The sequence below is a fragment of the Thermovirga lienii genome, from assembly GCF_036847465.1.
GTDB classification, from domain to species: Bacteria; Synergistota; Synergistia; order Synergistales; family Thermovirgaceae; genus Thermovirga; species Thermovirga lienii.
Genome location: NZ_DAITZW010000002.1, coordinates 1 through 19,567 on the forward strand (window position 1 = coordinate 1; position 19,567 = coordinate 19,567).

Annotated in this window: 19 protein-coding genes; 2 read left to right on the forward strand and 17 right to left on the reverse strand. The window is 43.2% G+C overall.

All coding sequences use genetic code 11. The annotated features are described in order from the left end of the window. Positions 1–2,273, forward strand: a 2,273-nt coding sequence (gene hypF, locus V7Z69_RS01170) for a carbamoyltransferase HypF (RefSeq protein WP_334138158.1), incomplete at its 5' end; no start/stop codon positions are given. 30 nt (positions 2,274–2,303) lie between these two features. Here hypF and glpX read toward each other — a convergent pair. The 12 genes from glpX to prfB all read right to left on the reverse strand — a co-directional run bounded on the left by glpX (position 2,304) and on the right by prfB (position 14,529). Continuing rightward, positions 2,304–3,299, reverse strand: coding sequence for a class II fructose-bisphosphatase (gene glpX, locus V7Z69_RS01175; protein WP_014163228.1), 996 nt, complete (start codon positions 3,297–3,299; stop codon positions 2,304–2,306). 26 nt (positions 3,300–3,325) lie between these two features. After that, complete coding sequence (gene purB, locus V7Z69_RS01180; protein ID WP_014163229.1) at positions 3,326–4,636, reverse strand: adenylosuccinate lyase; 1,311 nt, start codon at positions 4,634–4,636, stop codon at positions 3,326–3,328. A 1-nt stretch (position 4,637) separates the two neighbouring features. Further along, entirely contained in the window at positions 4,638–5,153 is a 516-nt protein-coding gene (locus V7Z69_RS01185) for a DUF4416 family protein (protein ID WP_014163230.1), read from the reverse strand. Between the two features lie 31 nt (positions 5,154–5,184). Next, positions 5,185–6,093 carry a signal recognition particle-docking protein FtsY gene (gene ftsY, locus V7Z69_RS01190; RefSeq protein ID WP_014163231.1) on the reverse strand — a complete coding sequence of 303 codons (909 nt, stop codon included), beginning with the start codon at positions 6,091–6,093 and terminating at the stop codon, positions 5,185–5,187. 42 nt (positions 6,094–6,135) lie between these two features. Next, positions 6,136–7,383, reverse strand: a complete 1,248-nt coding sequence (locus V7Z69_RS01195; protein ID WP_014163232.1) for a PSP1 domain-containing protein — start codon at positions 7,381–7,383, stop codon at positions 6,136–6,138. Next, positions 7,355–8,146, reverse strand: a complete 792-nt coding sequence (locus V7Z69_RS01200) for a DNA polymerase III gamma/tau subunits-like protein (protein ID WP_014163233.1) — start codon at positions 8,144–8,146, stop codon at positions 7,355–7,357. The genes V7Z69_RS01195 and V7Z69_RS01200 overlap by 29 nt, the downstream gene beginning before the upstream one ends. Continuing rightward, entirely contained in the window at positions 8,121–8,741 is a 621-nt protein-coding gene (gene tmk / locus V7Z69_RS01205; RefSeq protein ID WP_041446042.1) for a dTMP kinase, read from the reverse strand. The genes V7Z69_RS01200 and tmk overlap by 26 nt, the downstream gene beginning before the upstream one ends. A 41-nt stretch (positions 8,742–8,782) precedes the next feature. After that, positions 8,783–10,072, reverse strand: coding sequence for an MlaD family protein (locus V7Z69_RS01210; RefSeq protein WP_014163235.1), 1,290 nt, complete (start codon positions 10,070–10,072; stop codon positions 8,783–8,785). After that, a complete protein-coding gene (locus tag V7Z69_RS01215; protein WP_014163236.1) occupies positions 10,069–10,836 on the reverse strand; it encodes an ABC transporter ATP-binding protein in 768 nt (255 codons plus the stop codon). Before V7Z69_RS01215 ends, V7Z69_RS01210 begins: the two co-directional genes overlap by 4 nt. Then, positions 10,833–11,612: an MlaE family ABC transporter permease gene (locus tag V7Z69_RS01220; protein WP_014163237.1), complete on the reverse strand. Its 780-nt coding sequence runs from the start codon at positions 11,610–11,612 to the stop codon at positions 10,833–10,835. Before V7Z69_RS01220 ends, V7Z69_RS01215 begins: the two co-directional genes overlap by 4 nt. Positions 11,613–11,645: 33 nt before the next feature. Then, positions 11,646–13,400, reverse strand: a complete 1,755-nt coding sequence (locus tag V7Z69_RS01225) for a SpoIVB peptidase S55 domain-containing protein (protein WP_014163238.1) — start codon at positions 13,398–13,400, stop codon at positions 11,646–11,648. Positions 13,401–13,415: 15 nt separating this feature from the next. Then, positions 13,416–14,529 (reverse strand): peptide chain release factor 2 gene (prfB, locus tag V7Z69_RS01230; RefSeq protein WP_014163239.1). Its coding sequence is split into 2 segments (ribosomal slippage): positions 13,416–14,456 and positions 14,458–14,529, totalling 1,113 coding nucleotides; the frame shifts between segments, so codons are not numbered across the junction. Positions 14,530–14,656: 127 nt separating this feature from the next. Here prfB and V7Z69_RS01235 point away from each other — a divergent pair. Beyond that, on the forward strand, positions 14,657–15,664 hold the full coding sequence (locus V7Z69_RS01235) for a biotin--[acetyl-CoA-carboxylase] ligase (RefSeq protein WP_014163240.1): 1,008 nt from the start codon (positions 14,657–14,659) through the stop codon (positions 15,662–15,664). 31 nt (positions 15,665–15,695) lie between these two features. On the opposite strand, the gene V7Z69_RS01240 is transcribed toward V7Z69_RS01235, so the two are convergent. From V7Z69_RS01240 to V7Z69_RS01260, 5 genes are all read right to left on the reverse strand, one after another. Then, positions 15,696–16,373: a hypothetical protein gene (locus V7Z69_RS01240; protein ID WP_334138165.1), complete on the reverse strand. Its 678-nt coding sequence runs from the start codon at positions 16,371–16,373 to the stop codon at positions 15,696–15,698. 179 nt (positions 16,374–16,552) lie between these two features. Next, positions 16,553–17,152: an orotate phosphoribosyltransferase gene (gene pyrE / locus V7Z69_RS01245; protein WP_334138166.1), complete on the reverse strand. Its 600-nt coding sequence runs from the start codon at positions 17,150–17,152 to the stop codon at positions 16,553–16,555. Continuing rightward, a complete protein-coding gene (gene pyrF / locus V7Z69_RS01250) occupies positions 17,145–17,849 on the reverse strand; it encodes an orotidine-5'-phosphate decarboxylase (protein ID WP_014163243.1) in 705 nt (234 codons plus the stop codon). Before pyrF ends, pyrE begins: the two co-directional genes overlap by 8 nt. Positions 17,850–17,869: 20 nt before the next feature. Next, positions 17,870–18,793, reverse strand: a complete 924-nt coding sequence (locus V7Z69_RS01255) for a dihydroorotate dehydrogenase (protein WP_334138167.1) — start codon at positions 18,791–18,793, stop codon at positions 17,870–17,872. Continuing rightward, positions 18,783–19,565, reverse strand: coding sequence for an iron-sulfur cluster-binding protein (locus tag V7Z69_RS01260; protein WP_041445778.1), 783 nt, complete (start codon positions 19,563–19,565; stop codon positions 18,783–18,785). The genes V7Z69_RS01255 and V7Z69_RS01260 overlap by 11 nt, the downstream gene beginning before the upstream one ends. Positions 19,566–19,567: the final 2 nt, after the last annotated feature.

Consider the following 19,567-nt stretch of genomic DNA (forward strand, 5'->3'; position numbering starts at 1 on the left):
TGAAGGCAATTATCCTCGTAAGTGGAATAGTTCAAGGTATAGGTTTTAGACCATTCTGCGCCAAATTGGCTCAAAAAATAGGCGTAACGGGTTCAGTATTAAATACATCCGAGGGAGTAATACTTGAAATATTCGGGGACAAAAGACAAATAGAAGCCTACAAACAAGAGCTTATAACTAACGCTCCTCCTTTATCATACATCCAGAACATACAAACACTGGAAGAAAAAGAAGTGGACGCTGTTCCAGATAATTTCCTCATATTGCCAAGCAGGGAAAAAGCAGAGACCAAGGCTTTGATTCCCCCAGACATAGCAACTTGCGAAGATTGCCTAAATGAGATGACTAACCCATATGATAGACGTTTTGAATATCCTTTTATCAACTGTACCAACTGCGGCCCTCGTTTTACCATAATCGAAAGTCTTCCTTACGACCGACCTAAAACAACCATGGCAAAGTTTCATATGTGCCCAGACTGCAAAAGAGAATACGAAAACCCAGACGACAGAAGATATCATGCTCAGCCAGTTGCGTGCCCTATCTGCGGACCACAAGTTTGGCTTGAGAACAACATCTCGGACACCCCTATAGTCAAGGGCAAAGATGCTATAATGGAAACCATTCGTCTTTTGAAGGAAAACCATATAGTGGCTATAAAAGGGCTTGGAGGTTTTCATCTTTCGTGTTTGCCAACCGATGAAGCATTGACAAAACTGCGTTCTAGGAAAAAACGACCTTACAAAGCGTTCGCACTAATGGCAAAGGACCCTCAGGTAGCAGAAAAGTTGGTACACCTAACTGAGGATGCCAAAAGATTACTTACTTCTCCACGAAAACCCATAGTGGTATGCCCCAAGAGGAAAAATGGAGATATCAGTGAGCTTGTGGCTCCTAAGTTGGATACTATAGGAGTAATGTTACCATATACTCCATTGCACTTTCTTCTGTTAAAAGAAATTCCTGTTCTAGTTATGACAAGTGCAAATGTATCTGAGACTCCTATAGTGTCATCTAACCATGAAGCCAAGAGCAAACTTTCCGAAATTGTGGATTACTTCTTGATGCACAACAGAGATATAAAAATGAAAATAGATGACTCAGTCGTCGCATCTGCCGGTAAAAGGCAGATCTTCTACAGACGAGCGAGAGGTTATGTCCCCCACCCAGTATTAGTAAAAAATGCTATGCCGCCTATCTTAGCAGCAGGGGCTGAGATGAAATCTACTTTTGCTATAACAGTAGATAAATACATAATTCCAAGTCAGTACCTTGGGGATCTCAAAGCCCTGGACACCGCCACTTATTACGAAGAAGCCCTAAAACATTTCCTCCGACTTTATAACTTTAAACCAAATGTCCTGGTTAAAGACATCCACCCTCAATATATATCAAGCCAAATAGCACATAAAACGGTTAAACTCTCAACCGCCAACAATATTGAGGAGATAAAGGTACAACACCATCACGCTCATATGGCCTCATGCATGGTGGAAAACGGCATCACTCAACCTGTCATAGGGCTCATATTGGACGGCACCGGCTTAGGAATTGATGGGAAGATATGGGGAGGGGAGATACTTGTAGGAGATCTTAAAAAATTCACCAGAAAAGGGTCCTTGTACGAAGCCCATTTGCCAGGAGGCGAAAAGGCCATATTGGAACCTTGGCGTTTTGCTTACTCCCTCCTTTATGAGACTTTCGGCAAGGAAGGTTCAAGAGATCTAATAGCTACGATCTGGCCCCACAGAGCTCAGTTGATTCCTCTGATGGAAGGAGCACTGCATCTTTCTCCCATAACATCCTCCTGTGGTCGGCTTTTCGATGGCGTCGCGGCACTTATTGGCGTCGAGGAAGTAATAAGTTACGATGGCCAGGCAGCAATGGAACTAGAAGCCATGAGCGCGGGAGCGAGGGAAAAAGCACCGTTCTCTATCGCTAGAGTAGGAGAAATGTTTATACTCGACTGGAGGCCAACCATCAAATGGATAATTAAATCTAAAACTCAAATTCCTGGACCTAGGATAGCTGCAGCCTTCCACAAAGGGCTGGCGGAAAGCTTAGCGGAGATGTGCCTCGAAATTGCAAAAGAAACAGGCATAAAAGATGTTGTTTTATCCGGTGGAGTGTGGCAGAACAAAAGGTTGTTCTCCCTTACGCTCTATTATCTGAAAAAAAGAGCTTTGCGGCCCCTTTGGCACACATCCTTGTCCCCCAACGATGAATCCCTGTCTGTGGGACAAGCGGCGATAGGAGCCGCACTTAAATCTTAAATCAAAATAAACACACGTTCAGCATCCTAGCTACTCGTACCGAGGACTGTAGTCTATTCCGCTATAAAGCTCTAACTTCTCAAGGCTGTGCACTGCTTCTATGTACCTGATTGTGCCGCTCTTGGACCTCATAACCAAAGAGCTCGTCCTTATCTTTTCCCCTTGATAACGGACACCTCTTAACAGCTCTCCGTCGGTTATCCCAGTAGCAGCAAAAAATACGTTATCAGATTTCACCAAATCATCTAAACCGAGCACTTTATTGATGTCCATACCTTGTTCTTTGCACCTTGACGCCTCTTCCTGATTTCTAGGCCACAATTTACATTGCATGTTGCCTCCCACGCATTTTAATGCACATGCTGCTACCACAGCCTCAGGAGACCCTCCTATACCAATTAGCAAATCTATACCGCTGTCCTCTTTGCAAGTCATGAGAGCCCCTGCAATGTCTCCATCTGGTATAAGCCTTATTCTGGCCCCCACCTCTCTAATTTCTTTTATCATGTGTTCATGTCGCGGTCGATCCAATATCACCACCGTCACATCTTCTATGCTTTTGTCAAGAGCTTTGGCCACTTTACGAATGTTTTCCGATATTGGTGCCTCAATATCTATCGCATCAGCGGCCTGAGGACCCGTGGCTATTTTATTCATGTAAAAAATATGTTTCGGGTTGTACATGGTATCTTTCTCAGAAATGGCTACAACACTTATGGCGTTGGGCCTTCCTAATGATAGAAGACGGGTACCATCTATTGGATCAACCGCAATGTCTACCTCTGGCATGTCCCCGCTACCTAAAACTTCCCCATTAAAAAGCATTGGGGCTTTATCCTTTTCGCCTTCTCCTATGACAACCGTTCCTTTCATGTTTATTGTATTGAGCATGTAGCGCATGGCGTTCACCGCCGCTGCGTCTGCTGCGACCTTATCACCTCGCCCCATCCATCTTCCTGCAGCCATGGCAGCTGCTTCCGTTACTCTCACCATCTCAAGTGCCATATTTCTATCAGGTTTGCTCATATCCGGCACCCTCCTTTTGCTTGACATCATTGACCAATATAAGGGTTCCCTGTGAATCTATCAAAAATGGAATCTACATGTCTTATGTAGTAATTTACATCAAAAAGGGAATCCAACAATTCTAAGGATAAGTACTTCGTTATCCGTTCATCGCTTTTACACAGCGCACGAAAATCTTGACCAGTTCTCCACGCTTTCTTGGCGTTGGACTGTATTATTTCGTACGCCCCATTTCTATCCAAACCCGCATCCACCAAGGCCAACAACACTCTTTGACTGAAGATCAGTCCCCGAGTCATATCTAGATTCTTGCTTATATTCTCACCAAACACGTCCATATTACTTATAACCTTTTGCATCATCAGTATCATATAGTGGATTAGATTAAAACTATCAGGCCAAATAACTCTCTCTACAGATGAGTGGCTTATGTCCCTCTCATGCCATAAGGCCATGTTTTCCATGGCTGCAAGGGCATATCCTCTAAGCAGCCTGGACATGCCACATATCCTTTCACACAATATGGGGTTTCTCTTATGGGGCATCGCAGAAGATCCTTTTTGTTTAGACGAAAAGGGCTCTGCCGCTTCAAGAACCTCAGTTCTTTGCAGATGGCGAATCTCTAAAGCTATCCTCTCTAACGTGCCTCCCAATATGGCCAGCGAGGACATTATCGTTGCATGTTTGTCGCGCTGCAAAATTTGCGTGGATATAGGCGCAGGCCTAAGTCCTAACCTAGCACAAACCTTCTCTTCTACATCTGGAGGGCAATGAGCATAAGTCCCTACAGCGCCAGATATTTTCCCTACCTTAATCATTTCTCTAGCTGAATTTAGTCTTACTTCGCCTCTCAAGAGTTCATCCAGCCAATTGAGGATTTTCAAGCCAAAAGTCATGGGCTCAGCATGAACGCCATGAGTTCTACCAATACATGGAACGTACTTAAATTCCTGGGCTTTCTCGCGAACTACGTTTATCAAAGACACAAGGGCCTCTATCACAATGTCCAATGCTCTTGTTAACAGCAGAGAGGAAGCAGTATCTATTACATCACTGCTGGTAAGTCCTAAATGGACATATCTTCCTTCAGGTCCAATATTTTCTGCAACACAGGTCACGAAAGCTATTACATCGTGATGTACTTCCTGCTCTATCTCTTTTATTCTTTCTATGTCGAAGTTTGCTTTCTCCCGTATTACCTTCATGGCGTCGTGAGGAATAACCCCTTTCTCGGCCCACACCTCACAAACGGCCATCTCCACCTCCAACCAGGTCTTAAACTTGCTCTCATCAGACCACAGCTTGCTCATTTCTTTAGTTGAATATCGTTCTATCAAATTATTCATCCTCCTTAAGTGACCGTATTTCTTGCAGCCAATCGTTTCTCACTGCCGACAAAAAATCATCGTACAGGCCACTTCTGAAATCAGGGAAGGTATAATCAAAGGGCACCCATCTTTTACCTCTATATCTCAAAGTAACTTCAGCAAAAATACCATCTCTCAAATATATTCTATGAGCATGGTCTTTAGTAGAAGCCAAAACCAATCGTGCACCATTCACATAGCCAGGATCTATATTAATCTTTCTGGTCTTGCCCGAAGCCCTTTCAATGCCACACGTGAAGAGTTTCCAATCAGCCAGGTTTTCTGCAGCCCAAAGGCCAGTAAAGGAAAAAAACGCTTTGAACAAGCTAGGAGATATATCTTTATAATAATCCGTATATTCAAAAGGAATACCCCGCAACGTGCGCTCCACAGCGCCAAACTCTTTCTTTAAGCAAGATTTCGTCCATTCCAACCATTCGTCATCAGGATAGAGCACACCTACAACAAGCTTAACCAAATATGACATACTCAACTCACAACCTTTTATGTACCACAATTTACTCCAAAAGACCGTTAATAAACTCATCCACCGAAAAAGGCACCAAGTCCTCAGAACCCTCTCCTAGACCTACATAGTATATGGGTATATTCAGTTGCTCAGCTATAGCCAGCAATATGCCTCCTTTCGCTGTGTTGTCATATTTAGTAAGAATAACCCCTGTCAAATCCAACGCTTCCCCAAAAGTCTTGGCTTGTAAAAGCCCATTCTGGCCTGTTACTGCATCAAGCACCAACAAAACATTTTTTTCCCAACCAGGAGTTTCCTTATATGCAACCCTTATAACTTTACCAAGTTCATCCATCAGGTTTTTCTTGGTGTGTATCCTTCCTGCGGTATCTACTACCAAGAAATCGCCCCCGCCAGCATCAGCAGATTTGATTGCATCAAAAACAACTGAGGCGGGGTCGCTTCCGGGCTCTCTAGCTATGACTTTTATATTCAACCTTTCTCCCCAGGTCTTTAACTGCTCTGTTGCCGCTGCCCTGAATGTATCCGCAGCAACCAATATAGGGCGTTTGCCTCTTCCCTTGGCTAATCTAGCTAACTTTGCAGCAGTGGTAGTCTTACCAGTTCCATTGACTCCAACCAAAACGACAAGGCTTTTATTCTCCGTAGCCAATAAATCCTTCCCCATGCCCTCAACTCTTCCCAACTTCTCTCTTAAGACTTCCTTCAAAATCTCTTTTACTTCTTCCTGTGTTTGAATTTTTTCCCTTTTTGTCCTATCTTTAACCTCCCTTACGAGGTCTTCTGAATAGTCGATACCCACATCTCCCTGAATCAAAAGTTCTTCCAACTCTTCCCAGAAAGAGTCGCTCAGAATTGTACCCTTGGAAATTAGGTTGGCAATACCTAGTTTGTTTTTAACTTTTGCCAGTTTTTCTTTTATAGTTCCTAAAACCATCTATCTCTCACCTCAGTTTAGCCAGAGTAATACCCACGGCAACTAGCCTTGTTCCCGTTGGGGTTTAGTTCTTTTCTTCTTGTTGTCTTTTATTTCTTTCTTTTGGCTACCCTCTCTTTTAGCGGCATTGGTTTTGTTTTTATTTTTTCTTTTTGACCTCTTACGCCTTCCTTCCCGCTTACCTTCCTTGGTGGTTTCATCAGAATCCTGCAACGTTTCTGCAACTGAGTTTTTTGTTTTATTTTCTTTATCCTGCATTTCCTCTGAAACTTTTTTACGTTCAATATCTTGGTTCTCGAGTTGTGCTACTTCCCCTGTGGTGACCTCTATCTCAAAATTATCATCCCAAGAAAACTCCGGTTCTTCTTCTATTGGCTCTATTTCAATAAGAGGTTTGACTTGAAAATCAGACCACACCTCTCCCCTCTCAACACATTCTCTGAAGGCCTCAAATTTATCCACGGGCACCAATATTTCTCCCTTACCAGGCTCTATTATCTTCACACAATCAGAAGTTATATCCACGCCAGATATCACATACGTCGCATCAGGCCCCTTTATCTTTGATCCTGGATTGGGCAACCTTTCCCAAAGCTTGGAGTAGGTCTCCCGTTCATATGCGATGCAACACATCAATCGACCACATATTCCTGAAGTTTTCGCGGGATTCAGCGAAAGATTTTGTTCCTTGACCATGCGAATACATATAGGCTCAAAAGTATTCAACCAATAGCCACAACAACAAGGCCTTCCACATGGACCAAGACCTTTGACAACCTTTGCTTCATCTCTTACACCTATTTGCCTTAACTCTATTCTAGTTTTGAACTTCCGAGCCAAGTCCTTGACAAATGCCCGAAAATCTACTCTTTGCTCAGAAGTGAAAAAGAAAAACAGTTTCTTGCGATCCAGCAAATACTCTGCTTCCACTAATTTCATAGGCAACTTATGTCCCTTAAGGATCTCTCTTGCATCAAGCAGAACTTTTTCCTCTTCTTCCCTCTGCAAAGTGCTCTCAGATAGATCAAGAGCTTCAGCTTCCCGGACATAGATCAAATCTTGAAAAAGAGGCTCACTGCCCTTCAACTGGGGTGACTCATCCTGGGATACATTGCTAAATTTTTCCCTGTACCGTTCAACTTTGTCGGGACTTACTCCTCCTAGATTTAGCGCTAACTCAAGACCTCTAGCGCTCTCGACGACTATGTAAGTTCCTTTTTGTAGATTTCTATCTATATCTACAACTCCTAGAAATCTAGGTTTACCAAAGGACACCAGATAAAAGCTCAAAATCATACCCCTCCCACAACACCATATATATTAAATCCTCGAGCATTTCTTTGGACATATTGTACTTCTCTGACAACACTCTTGCCATCTCAATGTCGGCGGCCTTATCGAACCTACCTTCATCAACCAGGGTTGACACCCAACCGGACAAAACCAAAGCTACCTCACCAGTACTCATATTTGATGTAGATCTCAACCATTTCAAAAATTGATCTTTATTTTTAGGTATATCAGTCGATGATTTTAGCAAGGGAAGCTTGAAACGAAAAATGTGCAACCTGCTTTTAAGCGTGGGAAGCATTTTTTCTTCTTCCATCAAAAGGGCTACCAATCCATCTCCCGGGGTCTCCTCGGTAAGCTTCAACAGGCTGTTGGCCGCAGGAAGGGAAAGTTTGTCGCATCCTAAAAGAAAAGCAACCCTTCTGTTGGCGGCCACAGGGAAAAGGGATATCTCTTCCCATAGACTCATACACTCTTTGATCCCTGGAGGTTTGTCTGGAGAGCCGATAATTATTAAATCAGGATGACTCTCTCCAACCCACGCCTTGCAAGATTCACAATTATCTTCCCCTGTTTTGCTTTCACACAATAGAGACTTGCCTAACTCCACAGCAAGCTTCCTCTGCAAAGAACCTGGAAGTACACATGCAAAATTGGTATCTATCCCATTGCTTTTGATCTCCGCCACCAAGGAAGAAAAGGACTCTTGAAGAAAATTTTGTTCTTCCTCATTCTCATTAACAGCCAGATTTTTCTTCTGCATATTTCCTCAATTCCTCCGTTAGCTGCATACAGACTAACTTTTCATCCTTGTTAGCGTCTATTCGCTTTATCCTATTAGGATTTTCTCTCCAAAGGGTTTTATAGCCTTCAGCTATGCGCTCCAACAGATGCAAATCCTTTTCTATCCTATCCAAGTTTCCCCTTTTTGAAAGCCTCTTCACTGCCACATCGACAGAAACATCAAACCAGAAAGTCAAATCAGGCTCTGGGAGCTTCGCGATATTTATGATTGTTCTTACATCCTTTTCTGGTAAACATCTTCCCCATACCTGATACGCCAGAGTGGAGTCATTGTACCTTTCAGAGACAACTATATTGCCCTCATTCAACGCAGGAGCTATTACCCGCTCTACGTGTTCACACCGATCTGAGATAAAGAGAAACAACTCTGCCCAGGGGTTTGAGAAATGGGTTTCAATTATAGTGTTCCTTAGGTATATCCCGCCAGGCCACCCCCCAGGCTCGTGTGTAAGCACAACATTTTTGTCTTTCCAGATGCCTTTTATTATCTCCGCTACCCGTTCAGCTTGGGAGCTTTTCCCTGATCCATCTATTCCTTCCAACGTTATAAACATGGCTAGTTGCATACCACCTATCCTACTATTATTTTCATTACCTAAAACCTGTAGAACACTCCCAGCGAATCTCTTTCCTCCGAATCTATTTCCTGATGCTTATAGAACAATCCCCAATCCTCATCTATAGAATACTTACCCTCAACGGAAAAACTGCCACCTTCTTCGTTCCACCAAGCAGCGCCTATAGACAAATCCCCCTTGGAAAAGTCTGGGTTATAGGACAAACCAAAACCAAAGTAATCATTTATTGAGCCTGATATGAATTGCCAGTCTTTGTACTCATAACCCACGGCACCTGTAAATCCAGGATCATCACCTATGTTTGCCATTCCTACCAGCAATGAGTATGGAGAATCACCTTTCTTCAAATGGATATAGGCATCGAATATGGGATCCCTTCCATCTAAATCTCCATGTAAATATAGGTCGCCACCTAATTTTATCGATTCGATGAATGCAAGGGTTTTATCGGCTCTATCAGCTAGGTCTGATAGTTTCCTCAAGTTGAAGGCTTTGCCAGACTCCCCCTCAAAGCCTTGGACGAACTTCCTTATGGAAATAGCCATTTCTTTGGCTTCCTCTGCAGCTTCTTTGATTTTTACTACTGTTTCTCTCAAGTCTTTGCCACCTTTTTTATCTTTGTCAAATTCGGAAATTATAAAATTCAACCGACTAGACAATTCCTCAGCGTTTCTGACAAGTTTTGTTATATTGCTCCTATTTTCCTTCACAGTGGCTTCCATATTTGCTGATAGGTTTTCGAATGAATTGGCGGCTTCTTCCACAGCTCTAGCTGCATCGACAATTGCTGGTTTCGCTTCTTCGACGAAGTTCTCTAAATTGTCAGCCATTCCAGAAAGATTTTCTAAAAAGGCATTTACCTTTGAAAAAGTGTCTTTTATGCTACCAAGACCTTCCTCTATGTCCCCAAGTATTTCGTCAAAGGAGGGGGGGAGCTCTCCTATTACTCTGGCTTTAGGCCCCAACAATTCTCTAGATGTTCCCCTTATTATTTTTACTCTGGGCTCACCCAAAAGACCTCCAGTATCTATGGTAAACTTGCTATCAACCGGCAATGATATCCCTTCTTTCAAACCTACCGTCACCAAAACTCCTTCCTCTAGAAGCTCCATAGAATTTACTCTACCCGATTCTATTCCAGAGACTAAAACTGGTGAACCTACGCTTAGACCCATTGCATCATGGAAAACTATGCCTAGTTCATAACCTTTTTCTTTAAAGCGCAAGCCTCCACTGAAGAATACCAAAAGGCCTAACAATATTATTGTTACCAGAGCAAATATTCCTATCTTAATTTCCCTATTCATGGCAGATCTCCCCCACGCACCGAAATGAGCCCCGCAGCGAAACGTTTTACCGCCGGATCATCCATCTTGTTCCATTCATCACAGGTGCCACGCCATACCACCCGCCCATCATCCATGAGAACCAATCTATCTGCAATGCCTAAAGCTGACACCATGTCATGGGTAACAACTAAAACAGCTACTTGAAATCTTCTGCACAGGGTTACGATCAGAGCATCTATATGTCTTGCAGTTAAGGGATCTAAGCCAGTTGTTGGTTCGTCAAGGAGTAAAACTTCAGGTTCGTGAACTAAAGCTCTAGCTATGGCAACTCTCTTTCTCATACCCCCTGAAAGTTCCGAAGGATACAGCTCCCTCACATCTTCTAGCTCCACATGGTCTAACATTTCTTTTACTTTTTTTTCTATGAACGCTCTATCTTCTATACCTCTACAATACTTCAAGGGAAAGGCAATATTCTGACCGACTGTTAAAGAATCGAACAGAGCCCCACCTTGAAAGACTACTCCCAATCTTTTCCTAAAATCGGCCAGATCCTTCTCCTCGGTTTCCGGCGTCACGTAAGAATCAAAAAGCTTCATCCTGCCCTTCTGTATCTTCTGTAAACCAGCTATAACCCTAAGAGTAGTAGTTTTGCCACAGCCCGATGGGCCCAATATGCACTTGACCTCTCCCATACTCAATGAAAGGTTGATGCTTTTAAGGGCTTCCTTGCTGCCGAAAAAAACCGAGACTTCTTCAAGAGTAACAACCGGAGGACTCAACTTGACATACCTCCAAACAAAAGGCTCGAAAGGATGTAGTTTGTGGCCAATATAAGCATATTGCTCCAAACAACAGCTCTTGTAGTAGCTACACCTACTCCTTTTGCTCCCTGCCCGGCTCTGAAGCCGTGGGTACATGCAGAGACGGCTATCAAAATCCCAAAAACAGCTGCTTTGATAATTCCCCCCCATATATCATAGGGATCAAGAAGTACCTCAAGAGATTTTCTGAAAATATGGGAATTGACCCCATGAGCCAGAACGTATAAAAAAGCCCCGCTTATACCAATAAAATCTGAGAAAATGGTCAAAGCTGGCAGCATTATAAAACTTGCAAGCAGCCTAGGAGCACCTACAAAAACTATGTCGTCTAATCCGAAAGCTTTGAGGGCATCCAACTGCTCAGTCACTTTCATGGAGCTTATTTCGGCGGCCATCGATGCTCCTACCCTCCCGCTAACCACGAGTCCTGTCAGCACAGGAGAAAGCTCCCTGGTGATACTAAGGCCAATCACCCCTCCAATATAGCCTGTCGCTCCAAACCTAATGAACTGATCTATGGTCTGAACCGCCATAACCATTCCCGTAAACGCGCTTGTTATCGCTACCATGAACACAGAGCTTACACCTATGCGCTCCAACTGCTCTGAAAAATCCTGTAAGCTCCAGGTTTTCGACAACAAGCCGCTTGTAATCTTAAAAAAAATTACAAAAAATGCTCCCAGGTTTTCTACCACTAAGATAATCTCTCGTCCTAACCAGCTAATTATCCGCAAAAGCTGGCCTCCTTCCAAAGCAAATCAGGAAAATTATTTCTGCTTGTCAGCGACCTTTATTAACTTCCTCAATAGGCCATCAACATAATAGTTCGACTTAAAAACTTTTAGCAGTCCCTTTTCCATTTTTTCCTTCTTTATCTCGCTCAAAAGTCTTTTATCTTCTTTCTCGGTTTTAGAGGACCACGGGGCCCTGTCGGGGGTCTCATATCTAAGCTCAACTATAACTTCGTTGTTAGCCTCAATTGAACTTATCTCGCGCAAAAGCTCGTTCAAATTGGTGATAGCTCTCCATCCTTGCAGCAAAGACTCCTGAGACGGCTCGTCTATGCCTCCACCTCTTACTACCACCTCATAGGTCCCAGCAGCATCTTCTGGAACGTTCAACGTAAACTTCCTCTCGATCGCTTTACCCCTGTATGGACGCATTTTTACTTTCACTTCAAAGGTCTCTCCAGGTTTTAAATCCCTTTCAGGCACTATGAGATCCTCTATCAGAAGAATTCTAGGTTCCTGGGTCACCTCAACATCAAGATGCACACCAAAGGGATTTATCTCGTAAAAAGGGTTCAGCATTATGGTCTTTGTTATGTCCACCGCTTCCGAAAACATATCCTTCGCCAGGTCTTTTCCTGAGTAGAACATGTTTGTCCTTTGCCATCCCTCAACTAGTGAGCCACCTTCTATCTTTAAATCAACCTTAGCGGTGCCTTCTCCTTTTCTTTCCCAAGTGTCATCCCATAATCCAATCAAAATGTTATCTATAAGTTCGCTTAACAAAAAGGGGTCGTTCACAAACTGAAACCTTTTTTTGACTATTTTGCCTGTATCTTTGTCCCGCATACTAAGAGAGAAATCAAACGCCGTAGGAATTTTGCCTATATATCCGCCAATGGCTTGCGGCCTGTCCTGAGTAACCACTCCTACAATCTCTGTCGGAGTCCCTATTTTAAAAGGAGCTTGTACGCTAGGTATTACATCGTGAATCCAAGCCTTAGCCAAAGGATAGTAAACTGCACCGCGATTTAAAAATGGGTGCGCAAAAGCCAGAAAACGTCCATCCTTGGATAAAGCTGTGAGTGTGCCAGTAGCAGCGATAGAGACGTCTCCCCACGCCAAAAGGACACTAACAGCATCCCCAGGAGTTAGTTTTGCATTCATGTTAACGGGCAGTGAAGTAGCCTTAAAAGAGTGGGGCAACATAGAATAGCTGGTTCCAAGTTTTTCGCTTATTTCTCCAGCGCTACGATCACTTACCCCATACATCATTATGGGAGTTTCCAGGTTCTTAATATCGCCGCTTTTCTTACCTTCAGTTTCACTGTTCTCAATTTTTATATTTATAGGTTCCCTCAATTTTATTTCTCTGTCCGGCCACTCCCAAACTGCAGCCATTTCAGATATAGGAGTCACAAGCCCTTTGTCATGTTCACTGAAATGCCAACCGTACCCTATGGCACCGACGAGCTTCCCATCTATGAAAACAGGACTGCCACTCATCCCGGCTGCTATTCCACCTGTTTTTTCTATTACCGGACCGTAAGCTTGAATTAATATTAATTGGTGGGGCAACTCGACCGATGGGACTACGCTCAAGACTTTAACAGGAAAAGTAACTACCTCCTGTCCCTTGACCACAGTGTAAGCAATTCCTTCCATGCCTGGTTTGATGTCATCAAGAGACATAACAGGTATAGTTGAATTAAATGTAGACTGCGCCATGGCGAAAGTACAGCAACAGAGGATAAAAATTATAGAAAGTAAAAGTTTCAACTTAAATCTAAACATCCTTTGCCCCTCCAGTTATTTATCATTTGTTCTTTTCTTGCGCCGTTTCAGTTCAGCAAAAATGAAATCATCCAAGTCGCCGTCTATTACTGCCTGAATGTTACCTTTCTCTACCCCAGTACGATGGTCCTTAACCAAAGTGTAAGGATGAAAAACATAAGATCGTATCTGGCTTCCCCAACCTATCTCCTTCTTTTCCCCTTGAATTTGTTCAAGCTGCTCCTGCCTTTCCTGTTGCATTCGCTCATAAAGGCGACTTTTTAATATATTCATGGCCACCTGTTTATTCATGTGTTGAGATCTTTCATTTTGGCAGCTCACGACGATCCCCGTCGGTATGTGAGTAATTCTCACTGCCGAATCCGTCATGTTGACGTGCTGCCCCCCTGCACCACCAGCCCTGAAGGTATCTATCTTAAGTTCTTCAGGATTAATATTGATCTCCACGTCATCAGGAAGCTCAGGAGAGACATTGACAGACGCAAAGCTGGTGTGTCTCCTCTTTGCGGTATCAAAAGGTGAAATTCGAACAAGCCTGTGCACTCCCCTCTCGCACTTCAAAAATCCATAGGCGAAGGGACCAAAAACTTGAAACGTAACAGACTTAATTCCCGCCTCCTCCCCCTGAGAAATTTCAAGCACTTTAGTCTTGAATCCCTTGTTCTCAGCCCATCTTAGATACATTCTGTAAAGAATCTCTGCCCAATCTTGGGAGTCTAGGCCTCCAGCCCCTGGGTGTATGCTTACTATCGCATTTGACTCGTCATATTCTTCATCAAGAAGCAGCATTACTTGCTCTTCTTCTATTCTCTTCTTAAGTTTTTCAGCTCTTTCGTAAAATTCTTTTTCCAGAGCTTCGTCCTGCTCCATCGCCAATAGCTCAGCAATGGTTTCTATCTCTTTCAACTCATTTTCCATCTCTTGCCATTTGCTATAACGATCCTGGAGCAAAGCCAGTTTTTTTGTTAACTCTTGGGCATCATCCCTATCCCAAAAGCCCTGCTCTCCCGTCATTTCGGTGATTTGGTCTATTTTCTTCTTTAGTGAAGCTGGGTCAAAGGCTGTCCTGCAGCTCCGTCATCATGGAGCGCAGTTCCTCCAATACGGTAGATATGGGCAATAAGGTCATTCGAACTCCTCCTTAAACTGTTCTTTCATTATATAATGTGAATGCTTATTATCCAAAAAGCTTTGCTACGAGCGGATTACCATTATATCATCACCATTGTACGAAAATTGGTTTAGGAGGCCTCTAAATGCTGAAAACAAATGATACAAAAAAAAAGGTGTTGAAGATTCTCATGGAAAAAGAAAAAAATCTGATCTCTGGCTCCGAACTGAGCTCCCTTTTGAACGTATCAAGACAGACCATATGGAAAACTATAGAGTCTCTAAGAGAAGAGGGATTTTACATAGAATCCGTACCTCATCAAGGATACAGGCTTTTGGATAAAAACGAAGCAGATCTCAGCCCAACATGGATAGAACTTGAGCTCGAAGACGTAGCGTGGGGCCATCCCATACTTTACTGGGAATCCCTAGACTCTACTCAGGAACCTGCCAAATCTCTAGCCCGTCAAGGAGCCAGCGAAGGAGTCGTAGTGATATCTAGAGAACAAAAAGCAGGAAGAGGAAGGCTCGGTCGAACCTGGCTTTCCCCGGAAGAAGGAAGTATAAGCCTTTCGGTTTTAACCCGTCCAAACATTGACCCCAGCCTACTACAGCTTTTAAGCTTATCAACGGCAATTGCTGTGCACGATAGTCTAAAGGAATTATTCAACATAGATCTTGAGCTTAAATGGCCCAATGACGTATTGTTCAGGGGAGCTAAGCTTTGTGGAATATTGATTGAAGCCTCTAGTGAACCTGGCAAGGTCCATTATGCCGTCATAGGTGTAGGAATAAACGCCAATTTAAGCCCCCAAATACTTAGATCCGTCGACAAACCCACTACTTCCCTTAAGGCTATACTAGGAAAGGATGTCCACAGGGGGAAAATCATAGCTACTCTTATTAGAAAACTCGAAAAAGAGGTCAAAAACTTGGAAAAAAACGAGGGTATCACAGAATGCATACAAAAATACTCAAAACTTTGTTCGACCTTGGGGATGAAGGTTAAAGTTGAGCAAAATGACCAATTTACCGTAGGCACAGCAACAGGTATTTCTCCTTTGGGGAACCTCATTGTAAAAATGGAAGATGGATCTACCTCCACCTTCGCTGCTGCCGACATAACCCATTTAAAGATGTCAGAGGCTCAATAAATAAAAGAAGGACAAAAACATGGCAACTTTATCAAAAATTTGCTGAACGGTACGCATTCCATATCGATAAATTAAATTCATAAAGATAAACGAAAAAATCCTCCTCTTTGGTGGGATAGGCAAACTTCACCTTTAGTGGCACACCTTCAAGGGTTGGCAACAGATTTTTAGGCAGATTCGAACTGTAAACTACTACGCCTTTGTTGGACTTGATTTGCGAAATTATTTCATCAAATTCTTCTGGAGTAACGCCATCTATCTCGTGTTTAGCCTTAAAAATTTGTTTGCTCCTGCCACTGACTGCCCTCAACCAACATCCCGAAAATCCTGTGAGGTCAAAAATTTCTACGTTCCAAAGAAGTTGCCTACCTACTCTGACAACGCTATCCAATCGTGTCTGAAACTCTGCCAATCTTCTCTGATAATACGGATAATGGCTAGGATCAATAGCAGATAGAGAGCGCATCACCCCCAGAGCGATGAAAGGTAACATCGATGGATCCAAAAAATAACAGCTATTCTCTAGCTTTGAGGGCTTATTCTCATATATTGAAACCAACCTTTCATACTTAGGAGATATACCCAGTCTTTTGATTTCCTTCAGCTCTCTGTAAGGCACAAAGATATAGTCACCTTTGGAAACCTTTGACACTTTGACTAAATTCCCTTCGTCGTTCCAAAAATAAAACGGGTGGACGTTCCAGTACACCCCTCCTATAAACTTGACTATGACATATAGCCAAGGATCAGAAACCAATATATTGGTTTCCTGTTCCTTGGCAAAAACGTTTGAACGGAAAAAAATAATGCATAAACATAGAGCCATAAAAAAAACTTTTAGGGCTTTCTTGCTTTTTGGTTTGTGCCTCAAAAAAACGCTCACAAACACTAAGATCTGCTCCCCGGCTTAACTAATGGTAAAGATGAATCCTTGCATAACGGACAGTCCTCTGGTAAATACACAGAAAAATCTACCTGCCATAACGAAATGGGACTTGGTAAACTTTGAAGCTTTCCAGAGCTTCTATCCACTATACAGGCCACACCTAATAAGTCTGCACTAGTTTTGGCATTTACGGCCTCAATAGTCTCAAGAGTCGACTTTCCCGTTGTGATCACATCTTCAACCACTACGTACTTTCCTCCACTAGGTGGAGTAAACCTTCTCATCTTCATTATTCCGCCCTCCCTCTCGCAGAAGAGAAAGGGAACGTCTAAGGCCCTTGCAACCTCATGTCCTATTATGAGGCCTCCAAGGGCTGGTGAAACAACGAAATCAGGCTTTCCCAATTTTACTATTTTTTCAGCCAGGAGTTTACCTGCTATTTCGGCATTTTTAGGAAACCTTAGGAAAAGGGCACACTGTAAATAATAAGGGCTATGTAGACCTGAAGAGAGCAAAAAGTGACCTTCCAGTAGAGCTCCCGACTCTTTCATAAGTTGTTCTATGTACTTATAATCTAAAGGTTTGTTCTGCTCTTTACTCATTTTCCAAATCCTCCAATATATTATTTATAACCTCTTTGGGATCATGGGATAGCAAAATAGGCCTACCCACCACTATATAATCTGCTCCACTCCTTGCCGCTTCAGCGGGCGTTGCCACTCTCTTCTGATCATCTTTATTAACGAAATCCTTTGGACGAATTCCAGGAACTACTTTCAATAAATTCTCATATTCTTTTCCACTAAACAAATGCAGGTCTTTCGTCGAACAAACTATACCATCCATTTTTGCTGCAAGACAGGCTTTTGCTCTTGCTACAAGGCTTTCTTTAATGGAGCATCCAGGAGTTACTTCTTGCAACGTCGATTCATCCATGCTCGTAAGAACCGTTACACCAAACAAAAGAGGTTTTTCTTTGGAACCTCTCGCACGAAAAGCATCTTCCATCATTTTTATTCCACCAGCAGCATGTAGCGTTAGAGCCCACAAACCCAATTCCGAAGCGGCTTCTACTGCTCCCTTCACCGTGTTAGGTATATCATGAAGTTTAACATCTAAAAAGACATCCCAACCTTCCCCAATTACAAAGCTCAGAAAATCCTTTCCTCCTTTGATAAAAAGCTTGGGCCCTATTTTTATATACTTTAAATTACTGCAATTTTTGGTAAGAAACTCTCTCGCTTCCTCTGGAGAATCCAAATCCAATGCAAGGATGAGTTCAGTCTTTCTATCTCTCAAAAAAATACCCCCTTATCTCTTTATGCTTTTTGAGCTATCCCAACGATTTCTTCCAAGTCGTTTATTTGGTTTTCCGCCATGTAATTTTCTATTCCATCACAAATTTTTTTCACAACTTCAAAATCCGAGAACAACGCAGTCCCAACCTGAAAAGCTGATGCTCCAGCCATTAACATAGCGAGCGCTCCCTCCGCATCAGCTACTCCTCCACACCCTATGACTGGAATCTTCACAGCAGATGCTGCTTCCCAGACCAATCTGAGGGAAAGAGGCAATATAGCGGGCCCCGATAGCCCTGCGAAAATCCGTTCGAATACAGGCTTTTTCCTTTTCACATCTATGGCCAGCCCTAACCATGTATTTGCCACCACTACAGCATCGGCACCACAACTTTCGGCTACTATGGCGCCATCGCAAATCTTTGGAACATTAGGAGATAATTTAACCCACATATCCCCCCGCCATAAGGCTCTCGCTCTCTTCAGTACCTTCTCCAAAGAGGCTAAGTCCAAAGCCCATGTCATACCCCCTCCAGATACATTAGGACAGGAAACATTGATTTCTACTGTGCCCGTAAAGCCAAAGGAAGTTAGAATGTCTAAAAGGTGATATAGTTCCTCCTCCCGATGAAAGGCCAAATTGAAAATTATGGGACATCCGCAATCTTTCAATTGGTCGAATTCATTTTTCAAAAAGGCCTCCAGCCCTGGGTTTTGTAAGCCTATACTATTCAAAAGACCACAATTGGTTTCCCATATTCTGATGCCCCTATTTCCTTCTTTCGGAGAAAGGGTCAAACCTTTTGTGCAAATTGCCCCAACGTTATCGACCACCCCTGATGGCCATCTCTCTGGTTCCATAGGCCATACTCCGGAAGCAATTATCGCAGGAGAGCGCAAGGTCAAACTTCCTATCTTCGCTTGTAGAAGCCTCTTAGAGCTCATCCCAGCTCACCTCCGACATTCTAAACACCGGACCATCAGCACACACCCTCCTGTTACCCAGGGTAGTTGGTATAACACATCCCAAACAACCACCTATTCCACAGGCCATGCGGGCTTCCAAGCTAACGTAGACTTGATCTTCCCTGACTTTGTGTATCAGTGAACCCCCTAGAGCCTTTAACATACCAATAGGGCCACAAGCCCATACCTCATCATCTGTTCCAACACCTTCTTCGGTGAGGAACGTCAAGGGAGTTCCCGATCTTCCAATGCTTCCATCGTCAGAAAAAACTTCTAGGTTGGTATCGCTCATAAGCTCACTTTTACAGAAGTTTTCCCATTCTCCTCCAGGAACTCCTATAACCAATTTAGCAGGCACTATATCTTTATACCTTTTGTATGCAAAAAGCATGGGCGCTATACCCACTGAACCTCCTAAAAGTAAAAGCCTTTGCCCCGATGGTGCTGGAAAGGGTTTCCCACATGGTCCCCTCAATTTTACTTTAGCTCCTTCGATAGACGAATTTATAATTTTAGTACCCCTACCCACAACCTTTACAAGAAAATCCAGGGATCCATTTTCATGAACCGCAATGGGTGCAAACGGCCTGGAAAGGAGGGGGTCAAACCCCTCCCACGACTTCAGCAAGTAAAACTGGCCAGGCAAAGGTATGCTAGAATCTTCTTCCGGCAAGACCCTAATCATGAATAACTCGTCGCTGAATTGAAACTTCTCAAGAACGATAGCTCCAAGATCTCTAGTCCCGTTCATGG